An 11,881-nucleotide genomic window follows, 5' to 3' on the forward strand; every position below is an offset into this window, starting at 1 on the left:
ACTCCGGCACCGCTGTCGCCGGCGCGGCTGGGAGCAGCGCCAGCGCCGCCCCGGGCTCGGGCCCGCTGCCGCGCAGATCCATCAACTTCCCGAACACTCTCCGGACCGTCGTCCGTGCGGCGCCGGGCAGCCGCGGTGGGAACGGCGACTCGGGGAGGAACAGGTTGACCATGCGGTTGATGTAGTGGAACACCACCGCCACGCCCAGCACCTCGGGGACCGCCGCGGCCGGCACCGGGACCGCCGCGGCGACGTGCCCGCTGTCGCGTGCCCAGCTCGCCACCGCCCGCAGGCCGGGATCGGCGAGTTGGTGGAGGTTACCCGAGGCGATCTGCGCCGACTCCCGCCCGCGAGCCAGGCCGTGCATGGTCGAGCTGTGCACGTCGACGCAGTAGGGGCAGGCGTTGCCGATGGACACGGCGGTCGCCACCGCCTCCTTCGTTCCCCGGTCGACGGCACCCCTGGCGACAAGCGTCTCACGCAGGATCATCCAGCACGCCGCGAGTGGCTCGGGGGCCGGTGAGTGCAGGGCAACCGGCGGGGCGAGCATTCCGAAGTCGCGTTCGACCTGCTCGTACACCGTGGCCACCAGTCCCTCGGCCACGGCGATCGGCACCGGCGTGACGTGCCGGACCGTCCCCGCGGCCCGGCGGGTGCCTCGAATCATGATCATGCCCACGACGCTCTCCCTTCGACCGCAAGCCCAAGGATGTCGATGCCGACGGGCCGGGGCCGTCTCCGAACTTGCGGTATCGGGTGATCCGCACGAACACCCATGTGGTGGCCACAAAAAAGCGGCCGGCTCGCCCGGGCCCGGGTCGGGCACGAGAGCACGTCCAAAGAAATTCTCCGGCCGCCCATTGACTACCGTAAGCGCCGGGCCACGCTCACTGACGAATGGAGTGTCCATGTCCGCTGTTGCGGCCCCACCGAGGTCGGGCTTCCTCGCGTCCCTCAACGGCCGGCACCACCGCGCCGCCCTGAACACCTTCATGGTGATCGTGATCGCGCACTGGGCGGAACACCTCGTGCAGGCGTACCAGATCTTCGTGCTCGGCATGCCCAGACCCGCGTCGCGTGGCGTGCTCGGACAGTTCTGGCCGTGGCTGGTCACCTCGGAGTACCTGCACTACGGCTACGCCATCGTGATGCTCGTCGGCCTCTTCCTGCTCCGGCCGGGCTTCGTCGGTCGGGCCCGCACCTGGTGGACGATCGCTCTCGCCATCCAGTTCTGGCACCACATCGAGCACCTGCTGCTCCTCATCCAGGTGCAGGCCGGCTTCAATCTCTTCGGCGCCGCGGTGCCGACCAGCGTCCTGCAGCTCGTCATGCCCCGCGTCGAGTTGCACCTGTTCTACAACTCGATCGTCTTCATCCCGATGCTGGTCGCGGTCTACTACCACCTGCGGCCGAGCCGGGTCGAAGCCAAGGCGATGCGGTGCAGCTGCGCGCCGCGTCCCCTAGCGTCGCTGGCCTGACGTGATCCGCCGAGGTGGGGCGCTGCTGCTCTTCGTCCTCCTGCTTTCGAGCGTCGCGTCGTCGGCCTCCGCCGACGGCGGCCTGATCACCAGCGACCCTGCCGCGGGTGCCGCCGTTCCGGCGGCCCCCGCGGCCGTCGCGCTCACGTTCTCCGACGCGCCGGACCTGGCGCTCTCCCACGTCGCCGTGCTCGACGACGCGGGCAACCCGATCCAGTCTGGCGACGCGCGACAGGGCCCGGAGCGGACGGTGACCGTGCCGATCACTGTGTCCCGGCCGGGCAACCTGACGGTCGCCTTCCACATGGCGCTTGCCAACGGGGGCGAGGCCACCGGAAGCCTGCGGTTCAGCGTGGGCACCGGGGTGGCACCTCCGGCGCCGTCCGAGGTCGTCCGGCAGGCCACCGCCGACGCGCTCGCCGCTCACCAACACTCGATCGACCCGATGAGCGCCTTCCTGCTCTTCGTCGACGGGCTGGCCGTGGTGGTCGTGCTGGCACTGCTGTACCTCCGCCGGCCCTACCGGGCCGCGTCCGACGCGCCCGACCAGCGTCCGTGATCTTTCCGGCAGCGCCGGCGACCAGCCCACAGGGTGGGCCACCGGCTGACCGTGGCCCGCGGTAGGTGAGCGGCGGGGGCCGTCCATCACAAGCAGAAGGGGCCCCGCCGGACGGCGGGGCCCCTTGCCGCAGGTCAGCTGCCGAAGTTGGCGACCATGGCCGCGGCGATGCGCTCGCGCCAGACCGCGAACGCCGGGATCTGCCCGTCAGCGGGAAGGTCGACAAGCGCCTCGTCGGTGACCTTCGAGGCGCTGGCCGGCGACATGCCGCAGAGCAGCTCGGTCGCCAGCTCGGTGTGCGGCTGAACGAGGTCGGCCTTGACCCGGGACGCCGCCGCGAAGGCGACGCCCTGCATGAGCTGCGGGCGGTACGGGCCGGCCAGGTCCCGCAACCGGCGCAGTTCGGTGTCCGACGCGCCGCCCGCGTACGCCGCGGCGAGGCCAGTGCCCGCCCACAGGTCGGGTCGCCTCGCCTCCGGGAAGCGGTTGAGCAGGCCGGCCACCGTCTCGGGGTCGGTGCCGCCGACGAACCACGACGCCCGGCCGATGCCCTGGTCGATGGCGCTGTTGGCGTAGGGGTGACCCGGCCACGGGAAGCGTTCGTCGCGGAACTGCTGGTGCACATAGCGTTTGGTGACGAAGTATGCCTGGTGGAACCCGTAGCCGTCGAGGACCAGCCAGCGCAGCAGCGGGTCCGGGGCGTACAGGGTGGACCAGCGGAAACGGGGAAGTCGGGCCATCGCCCAGCCCACCCCGACGTAGACCATGTAGACGTGGTGTCGGGCCCGCCCGTCGAGGAAGTCGGCGACGTGTCGGGTCCCGCCGCCGGGCAACCCGTCGCGCATCGCCAGGGCCATCGCGGCGCCCTCGTAGGCGAAGCCGCGATAGCCGGTCGGCACCCGTTCAAGCGACGGCTCGGCATCCGTGGGCCGCTTCGCCTCTGCCGCGAACGCGTACCCGGCGAGGAATGTGCGGCCGACGGTCTCCAACCGCTCCCGCCCGGCGGCGGACTTCACGTGGAAGCCGCGGACGTCCATCCTGGTGGCCGCGACGTCGGGGGTCAGCACCCTGCGTCGCAGGCTGCGCCAAACGCTCATCGAACCCTCCTGTCCTCATCGTGAATGGCGGCGAGGCGGGCGCGGATCCGGTGGCGCCACACCTCGTAGTCGGGTTCCTCGGTGTCGGCGAAGCCCACGGCCGCGACCTCGTCGGCCAGCAGCGCGGCCTTCTCGGCGGGCAGGCCGGCGAGGATGGTGACACCCGCCTCGCTGTGTTCGGGCAGGTAGCCGGCGAAGGTACGCGCCTTCGCGGCGAAGACCGAGCCCTGCCCGAGGTGGTCGCGGTGCGCACCGGCGGCGGTGCGGAGGTGCCGCAGCCCCTCGGGTGTGGTGCCGCCGGCGAACGTCGCGGCCAGACCGACCCCGCTCCACAGGTCGGCCTGCCGCTCGGGAGCGAACCGTTCGACGGCCGCCGTGACGTCGGCGGGTTCGCCGCCGTGAATGAACCACAGCGCGCGACCAATTCCCTGGTCGACGGCGCGCGGGAAGTAGTCGGCGCGGCCGAGCCACGGGTACGGCGGCAGCCTGCGCTGCTGCCCCACCCACCGGTCGGTCTCGAAGTAGGCACGGTCGAAGCCGTAGCCGTCGACAGCCAACCAGCTCATGGTCGGGTAGTAGGGGGTGCCGGTCAGGTCCGGCAGCACGTTCTTCCACAATGGACGGGGCAACCGGGCCATCGCGAAGCCGATCCCGATGTAGGTCAGGAAGGTGTGCGGCAGGCCGGGGCCGCTCAGCAGGTCCCGGGCCTGGTGGCGCCGCCCGCCCGGCATGGCGTCGCGGACCGTCAGTGCCATGGTGGCGCCCTCGTAGGCGAAGCCGCGCTGCTCCTGGTCGACCAGTTCCAGTCGTCGCTCCAGTTCCCACTGGTCACGCGCCTCGATACCCCACTCGAAGCCGCAGATCACCGCCTGCGGGATCGCCTCCAGACGCTCGGTTGTCGGGCTCGGTCTGACCGGGAAGCCCCGGCCTTCGAACGTGACGTCGGCCAGCGACGGCGTCAGCGCCATCCGGCGGATCGCACCCAGCATCGGCATGTCGCTCGTACCTCCCAAGGTTTGTTCCATCGTGCGCGCGGGTGCTCGGGCGGTTCGTCTTCAGGCGTGCGCGGTCGACCGACGGCACGACGGAAGAACGGCACGGATGGCGACGGGAACACAATGTCCGAAGCGATGAATCTGCGGCCTGGAGGCATTTCGTGGAAGTTCCAGACAAGACCATCACGATCGAGGCTTTTGCCGACACGATCATTCCAGGAGAGAAACGCTGGCCGGACGATCGGGCGATCGCGGGCGCCGCAACCGGCGCCGGCGCGGTCGCGGCCGGCGCGCTCGCACTACTGGAGCTGCCCGCCGGCGGTCTGGCCGAAGCGCTCGATTCCCTCGCAGTGACCCTGAACGAGCACGCCGACGATTACGCGCACGAAACCGGGCTCAGCCTGGATGCGTCGGTGCCGTCGTTCGTGGCGCTGTCCTTCGACCACCGTACCGCGCTGGTGCGCATCCTTACCGACCCCGGCCATCCCGAGAAGCAGATGTGGGTGAGCCTTGCCCTCTTCTGCAACATGGCCTTTGACAGCGCGGCACACATGAGCACCCCGACGGCCTTCGCGACCGGTCATCCGGGGCTTCTCACGATCGGCTATTCCCAACCGAACGCCGACGGCATCTACCGGTTTCCAGAGTTCAGCTACGGACGGCAACTCGCCGACCACCATCCACAAACGACAGCGACGGGGAGCCCCGCATGAGCGCGACGGAATCGACCGACATCCTCGTCATCGGCAGCGGGTTCGGCGGCGCGATCGCGGCCTATCACCTCGCCGCCGGTGGCGCCCGGGTGGTGGTGTTGGAGCGCGGGCCCTGGCTGCGAGCGGACGAGTTCGACCACGACTTCGAACTCGGTAAGTCGTACACCCGGATCTTCGACTTCGTCGTGGGCGACGGCATGAGCATCCTGGGCGGCAACTGCGTGGGTGGCGGCAGCGTGGTCTACTTCGCGACGATGCCACGGGCGCCCCGGTTCGTCTTCGAGCGGCAGGGCAGCATCGGCCGCCGGATGTGGCCGGCGGCGATCAACCGCGACACACTCGACCCGTGGTACGACCGGGTGGCGGAGGCGCTGCCGATCACCCAACAGACCTGGGACCGCATCCCCTATGCCGGCGGGCTCTGGGGAGCGGCGTGCCGGCACGCCGGGCGGACCGCCAACCCGGCGCCGGCGGCGATCGACGTGGACCTCTGCACGAACTGCAACTGGATGATGGCCGGCTGCCGGTTCGACGCCAAGCGCTCGCTGTTGCTCAACTATCTACCGGCGGCTCTCGACCACGGTGCCGAAATCCGCCCGCTGCACGAGGTGCAGCATCTGTCCCGGACACCCGACGGTGGATATCGGGTGCATTACCGGGTTGTTGACGGGGAGGACTACAGGATTCTGCACGAATCCGGCGAGATCGACGCGAAGATTGTCGTCGTCGCCGCCGGATCCGGCGCCACTCCAGTCATTCTGCAACGTTCGGAGCCACACCTCGGGAAAATGCCACACGCAGTTGGCCGATATTTCTCGGGTAACGGCGAAAGGCTGAATACGGCTATTTTCGATGAAGAAAAGGTACGCGACGTGCTCGGCCTGAGCCGATCCGACGGACGCGCGTACTCCGCTTATCAGATCGGGCGCGGCCCCACGGTCGCTTCCTGGGACAAGCTCGACGGCTCACTTCCCGAATACGAGCGCTTCTCCCTGGAGCAGCTCTACTTCCCGCCCGGGCTCGGCACGATTCTGGCGCAGGTTCCGGGTGCGACCGGGCCGAGTTGGTTCGGCCTGGAGAAGAAGGAGATGCTGCGCCAGTGGCAGTCGTGGTTGACGATCTTCACGATGTCGGAGGACGACAACGAGGGCGTCTTCGGGCCACCACCGGAGACCGGCAACGCGCATCGGCTGTCGCAGCAGATGCTCGGGGTGGGCCCGCTGCGCTACGAGCCGACGAAGAACACCTGGCGCGGGTGGTCGCTGTCCGACGCCGAGGTCAAGGACATTCTCGAACGGGACGGACTGGCCCGGGTCGCTCCCTGGACCAACGACCTGGTCGGCGCGTACACCGTGCATCCGCTCGCCTCCTGCCGAATCGGCGACGACCCGGCGACCTCGGCCCTCGACGACCGACACGAACTGCGCGACCACCCGGGCATCTTCGTCACCGACGGCTCGGCGGTGCCCGGCGCCCTCACCGTCAACCCGGCCCTGACGATCGCGGCGCTGGCCGAGCGGGCGATGCCGGGAATCGTCGCCGCGGCCCGCGTGCGAGGGGTTCCGGTCAGCTACAACGGCACGCTGCCCGCCCCAGCCACGGTGCCCGCCGTCCCGGCTCCCGCGGGTTGATGCTCCGGCGAAGATTGACAACGCGGAAGATTGAACTTTACGCACCCTTTGAGCTATCTCAACTCCTGGACGTGTATTAGAGACTATCACTATCTACCACGGAGGCCCCCCTACTCCACGATTGCGCTCCGTATCCAAGCAAATCTGCAGTGTTGCGGCCGAGGGCGGGATCGACTAACGTCGACATGGATCTCGGTGCATCACCAACCGGACACCGGCGGTGACCGAGAGGCGTATCTCAGATATTAATTTACGCCTTTGGTGAGACCGGCAAGCTGTTCTCACGAATTGCTGGGGAGGAATCGTGGGGGACGCGGTTGAGGAAGCAGCGAAGCGCGCAATTGAGGCAATGCGCGAGAACCTCAGCGAGCAAATCACCGTAAGCGACATGGCGCGAGCGGCGATGTTCAGCAAATTCCACTTCACCAGGATTTTCCAACGCGCAACCGGAGTGTCGCCAGGTCGTTTCCTGTCGGCACTCCGGTTGCAACGCGCCAAGGATCTGCTGGTCTCGACGTCGCTCAACGTCGCACACATCAGCGTGCGAGTCGGCTACAACAGTGTCGGGACGTTCAGCTCGCGTTTCAGCAAGAGCGTTGGAATGTCACCGACGGCGTACCGCAAGCTGGCCGGGTACGCCCCACACGTTCCCGTCGCGCCGACGCCGGCCGCGGGCACACCATCGACGGCCAGCATCCACGGCCAGGTGCACCCGTCCAGCCAGGCCAGCCCGGGTCTCGTGTTCGTCGGTCTCTTCCCGGACCGCATACCCGAGGGCCGGCCGATCCGATGCACCATCCTGTCCGGTCCCGGGTTGTTTCACTTCACCGGCGTGCCGCCGGGCACCTGGTACCTGCTGGCCCAGTCGGTCACCGGCGATCCCACGGAGATCGCCGCCGACCCGCACAGTCGTCCCATCTCCGTCGCCACCCACGGGCCACTCACCATCGCCCACGACACCGTGCTCACGGTGGATGTCAATCTCCAGCCCGTAACGGCCCTGGACCCTCCGGTCCTGCTCGCTCTCCTCGACGCACGCAAGGTGGCGCTCAGCGTCGTCGCCGCCCAGGAGAAGGCTCGGGCCGCCACCATCCTCTCCGCACGCTTTCCGGCCCGGTCGGTCGACCGTCCGGCCGCCTGACCGAAATCACCCACCCGTGCCCGTGCCCCGCTTCCGGTGTGCACGGGCACGCGGTCGTGATTCAACGACACCGGCTCATCGAAGAGTGGTCGACATGACGGGTCTACCTGGGGGAACCGATGCGCATTTCGTATCTGAGCAAACAGACGGGCCTACCCGTCGCCACAATCAAGTACTACCTCCGGGAGCGGCTCCTTCCTCCTGGTAGACCCACCGGTCGCAACCAGGCCGACTACGACGACCGTCACCTGCGCCGCCTGCAACTCATCCGTGCGCTGACGCACGTCGGGAAGCTCGACCTGTCGACCGTCCGGCAACTGCTCGCGAGCATCGAGGACCGCCAGCTTCCCCTGGCCGGGCTCTATGAGGTGGTGCACTCACTCAGCGGCGAAGCCGCCAATCTGTCCGACGCCACCGCCGACGTCGACCAGTTCATCGACGAGCTGGGCTGGGCGGTGCACCCCGACGCGGCCGGCCGCGCCCAGCTCGCGCAGGTCGTCGCCGCGCTGCGCCGGCTCGGCTGCGACTGCAGCATCCAGTTCTTCGCACCGTACGCGGCGATGGCCGAGCAGCTCGTGGAACAGGAGATGGCTCTGCTGCCCGCCGACGACGCGGACGTCGATCGGGCGGCCGCGGTGGTTCGAGCGGTGCTGCTGGAGGTCGCCCTGACCGCGGTGCACCGGATGGCGCGCGAGCACTACGTATACCAGTGGCTCGGCAAGGGCTCATCCGAGCGCCCCGCTCGCGCGGAGGCCGCCGCCGACAGGGCGTGAGCCACCGCGATCAGGGCGTGAGCCACCGCGGCGTGCGGTGAGCAGCCCCGGCGAGGGCTGACCGGGTGGAGCAGGGTGGTTGTCTTCGTCCACGACGATGCCAGAGATCACGCGACGGTGCCCGGTCACGGGCTGTCCTCCTGTCGAAGTCCCCGATCGGATTCAACTGTGGTTGTCGTGGCCATCCGAGCATGCCGCTGACAGCGGTGCGCAGTCTTCTCTGAGAATGCCGAGTTGGACGCGACCAACGCGCATTCCAGGAGAACGGAACGGCCACTGCCAGCACTAGCCTCGGCAACGTCGGTATGCAACACCGACCGGCCTCTTCGCCACCATCCAAGAATCGAGGACCAGCGATGACCACCAGTTCCTCCGCACCGTTGGTGACTGGCATCTCCGGCGCCGATCAAGCGGCCATAGCGGCGGTACCCGGCCGCCTGGTCAAAGCGTGGGCGGCTCAGGACGCGCAGGCGTTCGCGGACATCTTCGTCGACGACGGGTCGATGTTGCTACCGGGTGTCTACCGCCAGGGCAAGGACAACATTCGCGATTTCATGTCGACCGCGTTCGGCGGCCCCTTCAAGGGCACCCGGGTCACCGGCACGCCGGTGGAGATCAAGGCGCTGGCCCCGGGTGCGGTCGCGCTGATCACGGAGGGTGGTGTCATCCCGGCTGGCGAGACGACGCTGCCCGACCGGGCGGCGATCCGCGCGTCGTGGATTCTCGTCAACCACGACGGCGAGTGGCTGCTCGCCGTCTACCAGAACTGCCCGCGCGACCGCGTCGCCTGACCCGACCGGCGCCACCGAACCGAACGACGCCGATGACTGCGAGAGTCATCGGCGTCGTTCTCGGTCCCGGTCAGCCTCGGGGCGGATCGAACAGGGTGGGGAACTTCGCGGTCAGGGCCAGGTCGCCCTTGGTCTTGAGGCGACCGCGCATCACCAGCGCCACCGCGTGGGCGTTGCCCGTGACGAGGTTGAGGAAGTCGACCCCACCCAGCGAGAGCGTGAGATCGGGGTGTCGACCATTGCCCGGTGTGCTGACGCAGGCGCCGTCGGCGATGACCATCTCGTAGACGTCGACGCCGCCGTCGGGCCGGTCGCCGATCCGCCAGTGGATCACGGCGGTGAGCGCGCCGGCACGATCGGCGCGGAAGACCTGGGGCATGTTGGTGAAGATCTCGTCGATGACGTCCGTCCGCCGCGGGCCGTGCATCAGCCGGCGCAGCTCGCCGTTGGGGGTCTGCTTGACGAACACCGCGAGCTCGCGCGGGCTCATCGTGGTGGGGTCGCTCATAGGGATTAGGTTGGCCGATCGGCCACCGGACGGACATCTCCGAGAGTGCGTTCAGTGGCGGATCCGCGCAGGTCGCGCACGTAGCGAGACGACGACGCGGGGCTCACCGTCCAATGATTGATCCGACCTGCTCCACAGGCGCGCACCGCGCACCAGCCGTCCGGCCGCGGGAACACCGGTGTCCCCTTCCGCGGCACGACACGAGCCCTGTAGCGGAAGGAAGAACCACATGTCAGCACAGCCCGATGTGTTCGCCGATCTGGTCAGCGAGGGCGACGCGTTCGACGCGCTGATCGCCGACCTGGACGACGCCGGTTGGCGCACCGAGACGCCCGCCGTCGGCTGGACGGTCGCCCACCAGGTGGCCCACCTCTCTGCGGTGTTTCGCCTGGCCGGGCTCTCGGCGTCCGACCCGGACACGTTCAGCCGGTTCCTCTCCTCCATGAGCGGCAGCTTCGAGTCCAACGTCGCCGCCGCGATGGCCCCGTACCTCGCCGCCCCACCGCCGGCGCTGTTCGCCAAGTGGCAGGAGGAGCGGTCGACCGCGGAGAAGGCGTTGGCGGCGCACGCGCCGACCGACATCGTGCCGTGGCTGGTCCGTCCGATGCCGGCCGCCATCCTGGCGGGCGCCGGCATGATGGAGCTGTTCGGCCACGGGCAGGACGTCGCCGACGCACTCGGCGTCGAGCGCCGGCACACCGACCGGATCCGGCACCTGTGCGGGTTCGCCGCACGCACCTGGGACTTCGGTTACCTGGCCCGTGAGGAGGAGGTTCCGGACGTGGAGTTCGGCTACACCCTCACCGCCCCGTCCGGCGCCACGTGGACGTTCGGCCCGCCGGATGCGGACCAGCGGATCAGCGGCCCGGCGGTCGACTTCTGTCTGCTGGTGACCCGCCGGCGACACCGCGACGACCTGCGGCTGAGCGCGGTCGGCCCGGACGCCGAGCACTGGCTGGACATCGCGCAGGCGTACCGGGGTCCGGCCGGATCGGGCCGCCAGCCCGGCCAGTTCGCCGCCGCGACGCGCTGACAACGGGGGTACGACGATGACGGCACCGACCCTGCGGGCCATCCGGGGCGCGATCCAGGTCGACCGGGACAGTCCGGACGTGGTCGGGGCCGGTACGCGGCTCCTGCTCGACGAGGTCGTCCGGCGCAACGAACTGGCGCCGGACGACCTCGTCAGCATCCTGTTCACCGCCACACCCGACCTGGTGAGCTGTTTCCCGGCGGTCGCCGCGCGGCAGCTCGGCCTGCACGACGTACCCCTGTTGTGCGCCGCCGAGATCGACGTGCCCGGCGCGCTGCCCCGGGTCGTGCGGATGCTGGCCCACGTGCTGACCGCACGGCCGCGAGCGGCCGTGCGGCACGTCTATCTCGGGGGCGCCGAGGTGCTGCGCCCCGATCTGTCAGCGATGCAGCTCGCCGGCGTTCACGTCGAGACACTGCCCGGTGATGGCGCTGGCCAGGTCTGACGCGAGGAAGACGACGGCGTTGGCCACCTCGTCCGCCTCGGGCAGGCGACGCAGGTCGAGGCTCGCCGCCGTCTCGTCGTAGACCTGCTTCTCGGTGATGCCGCGCTCCTGGGCCAGGTAGGCGAAGTAGCCGCGGAGCCCGTCGGACCAGACGTAGTTGGGCATCACCGTGTTCACCCGCACGCCTGCTGGGCCCAGCTCGGTCGAGAGGCTCTGCGCCAGCGCGAGCAGACCGGACTTCGACATCCGGTAGGCGCCGAATGTCGGCTTCGACTGCCGTACCACCATCGCATTGATCATGACGATGGCGCCGTTGTGCTCGGTCAGCGTCGGGGCCAGCCGTTGGGTGATCCGTAGCGCCCCGAACACGTCGGTCTCCAGGCTCGCCCGTACGGCGTCGACGTCGATCGCGGTGAGTTCGGCGAAGGCCGGCACCGCGAACGCGTTGTACACCAACACGTCCACCCGCCCGAACGCCTCCAGCGCCGAGTCGGCCAGGGCGGCGACCGCCGCGTCGTCGGTCAGGTCGGTCGGCGCCGCGAGCGCCCGCCGGCCGAGCTGTTCGACCTCCTTGGCGACCTCGGCGAGGACCGACTCGTTACGTGCGGCCAGTACGACGTCGGCACCGGCCCGGGCACAGCCGAGCGCGATCGCCCGTCCGAGCCCCGGCCCCACACCGGCGACCACGGCGACTTTGTCCTGCAACATCAGCGCTCC

General features: G+C 69.4%; 14 protein-coding genes. 9 read left to right on the plus strand and 5 right to left on the minus strand.

All coding sequences use genetic code 11. The features are described from left to right. The coding region (locus PSH25_RS22720) for a carboxymuconolactone decarboxylase family protein (RefSeq protein WP_238660990.1) at positions 1 to 673 on the minus strand (673 nt) is incomplete at its 3' end. Positions 674 to 908: 235 nt separating this feature from the next. On the opposite strand from PSH25_RS22720, the gene PSH25_RS22725 reads away from it, so the two are divergent. Together PSH25_RS22725 and PSH25_RS22730 are read left to right on the plus strand one after the other, a co-directional pair. Beyond that, positions 909 to 1,478 (plus strand): hypothetical protein, encoded by a 570-nt coding sequence (locus PSH25_RS22725; RefSeq protein WP_238660991.1) that lies wholly within the window; start codon positions 909 to 911, stop codon positions 1,476 to 1,478. A gap of 1 nt (position 1,479) precedes the next feature. Beyond that, on the plus strand, positions 1,480 to 2,037 hold the full coding sequence (locus PSH25_RS22730; protein WP_238660992.1) for a copper resistance protein CopC: 558 nt from the start codon (positions 1,480 to 1,482) through the stop codon (positions 2,035 to 2,037). A gap of 134 nt (positions 2,038 to 2,171) precedes the next feature. Here PSH25_RS22730 and PSH25_RS22735 read toward each other — a convergent pair whose 3' ends face one another. Further along, entirely contained in the window at positions 2,172 to 3,134 is a 963-nt protein-coding gene (locus tag PSH25_RS22735) for a DUF1702 family protein (RefSeq protein WP_238660993.1), read from the minus strand. After that, positions 3,131 to 4,129, minus strand: coding sequence for a DUF1702 family protein (locus PSH25_RS22740; protein ID WP_238660994.1), 999 nt, complete (start codon positions 4,127 to 4,129; stop codon positions 3,131 to 3,133). The genes PSH25_RS22735 and PSH25_RS22740 overlap by 4 nt, the downstream gene beginning before the upstream one ends. 161 nt (positions 4,130 to 4,290) lie before the next feature. On the opposite strand from PSH25_RS22740, the gene PSH25_RS22745 reads away from it, so the two are divergent. From PSH25_RS22745 to PSH25_RS22765, 5 genes are all read left to right on the plus strand, one after another. Beyond that, positions 4,291 to 4,842, plus strand: coding sequence for a DUF5987 family protein (locus PSH25_RS22745; RefSeq protein ID WP_238660995.1), 552 nt, complete (start codon positions 4,291 to 4,293; stop codon positions 4,840 to 4,842). Next, positions 4,839 to 6,473 (plus strand): GMC family oxidoreductase N-terminal domain-containing protein, encoded by a 1,635-nt coding sequence (locus tag PSH25_RS22750; RefSeq protein ID WP_238660996.1) that lies wholly within the window; start codon positions 4,839 to 4,841, stop codon positions 6,471 to 6,473. The genes PSH25_RS22745 and PSH25_RS22750 overlap by 4 nt, the downstream gene beginning before the upstream one ends. A gap of 349 nt (positions 6,474 to 6,822) precedes the next feature. Beyond that, positions 6,823 to 7,614 carry a helix-turn-helix domain-containing protein gene (locus PSH25_RS22755; RefSeq protein WP_274527817.1) on the plus strand — a complete coding sequence of 264 codons (792 nt, stop codon included), beginning with the start codon at positions 6,823 to 6,825 and terminating at the stop codon, positions 7,612 to 7,614. 119 nt (positions 7,615 to 7,733) lie between these two features. Beyond that, on the plus strand, positions 7,734 to 8,387 hold the full coding sequence (locus PSH25_RS22760) for a MerR family transcriptional regulator (RefSeq protein WP_238660998.1): 654 nt from the start codon (positions 7,734 to 7,736) through the stop codon (positions 8,385 to 8,387). Between the two features lie 356 nt (positions 8,388 to 8,743). Next, positions 8,744 to 9,178, plus strand: a complete 435-nt coding sequence (locus tag PSH25_RS22765) for an SgcJ/EcaC family oxidoreductase (RefSeq protein ID WP_238660999.1) — start codon at positions 8,744 to 8,746, stop codon at positions 9,176 to 9,178. Positions 9,179 to 9,248: 70 nt separating this feature from the next. Here the strand turns inward: PSH25_RS22765 and PSH25_RS22770 are convergent, their stop codons facing one another. Then, positions 9,249 to 9,686 carry an SCP2 sterol-binding domain-containing protein gene (locus tag PSH25_RS22770; RefSeq protein WP_210780586.1) on the minus strand — a complete coding sequence of 146 codons (438 nt, stop codon included), beginning with the start codon at positions 9,684 to 9,686 and terminating at the stop codon, positions 9,249 to 9,251. A 229-nt stretch (positions 9,687 to 9,915) separates the two neighbouring features. Here PSH25_RS22770 and PSH25_RS22775 point away from each other — a divergent pair, with 229 nt between their 5' ends. Then, positions 9,916 to 10,719: a TIGR03084 family metal-binding protein gene (locus tag PSH25_RS22775; RefSeq protein WP_238661000.1), complete on the plus strand. Its 804-nt coding sequence runs from the start codon at positions 9,916 to 9,918 to the stop codon at positions 10,717 to 10,719. Between the two features lie 16 nt (positions 10,720 to 10,735). Next, positions 10,736 to 11,164 carry a chorismate mutase gene (gene aroH, locus PSH25_RS22780; protein WP_238661001.1) on the plus strand — a complete coding sequence of 143 codons (429 nt, stop codon included), beginning with the start codon at positions 10,736 to 10,738 and terminating at the stop codon, positions 11,162 to 11,164. On the opposite strand, the gene PSH25_RS22785 is transcribed toward aroH, so the two are convergent. Beyond that, positions 11,099 to 11,875, minus strand: a complete 777-nt coding sequence (locus PSH25_RS22785; RefSeq protein WP_238661043.1) for an SDR family oxidoreductase — start codon at positions 11,873 to 11,875, stop codon at positions 11,099 to 11,101. The genes aroH and PSH25_RS22785 overlap by 66 nt on opposite strands. Positions 11,876 to 11,881: the final 6 nt, after the last annotated feature.

Source organism: Micromonospora foliorum (assembly GCF_022229015.1).
Classification (GTDB): Bacteria; Actinomycetota; Actinomycetes; order Mycobacteriales; family Micromonosporaceae; genus Micromonospora; species Micromonospora foliorum.

Excerpts from the sequence above, each read along its gene's own strand:
- PSH25_RS22725 (WP_238660991.1), top strand. The coding sequence starts at position 909 with ATGTCCGCTGTTGCGGCCCCACCGAGGTCGGGCTTCCTCGCGTCCCTC.
- PSH25_RS22735 (WP_238660993.1), bottom strand. The coding sequence starts at position 3,134 with ATGAGCGTTTGGCGCAGCCTGCGACGCAGGGTGCTGACCCCCGACGTC.
- PSH25_RS22740 (WP_238660994.1), bottom strand. The coding sequence starts at position 4,129 with ATGCCGATGCTGGGTGCGATCCGCCGGATGGCGCTGACGCCGTCGCTG.
- PSH25_RS22750 (WP_238660996.1), top strand. The coding sequence starts at position 4,839 with ATGAGCGCGACGGAATCGACCGACATCCTCGTCATCGGCAGCGGGTTC.
- PSH25_RS22755 (WP_274527817.1), top strand. The coding sequence starts at position 6,823 with ATGCGCGAGAACCTCAGCGAGCAAATCACCGTAAGCGACATGGCGCGA.
- PSH25_RS22760 (WP_238660998.1), top strand. The coding sequence starts at position 7,734 with ATGCGCATTTCGTATCTGAGCAAACAGACGGGCCTACCCGTCGCCACA.
- PSH25_RS22765 (WP_238660999.1), top strand. The coding sequence starts at position 8,744 with ATGACCACCAGTTCCTCCGCACCGTTGGTGACTGGCATCTCCGGCGCC.
- PSH25_RS22770 (WP_210780586.1), bottom strand. The coding sequence starts at position 9,686 with ATGAGCGACCCCACCACGATGAGCCCGCGCGAGCTCGCGGTGTTCGTC.
- PSH25_RS22775 (WP_238661000.1), top strand. The coding sequence starts at position 9,916 with ATGTCAGCACAGCCCGATGTGTTCGCCGATCTGGTCAGCGAGGGCGAC.
- aroH (WP_238661001.1), top strand. The coding sequence starts at position 10,736 with ATGACGGCACCGACCCTGCGGGCCATCCGGGGCGCGATCCAGGTCGAC.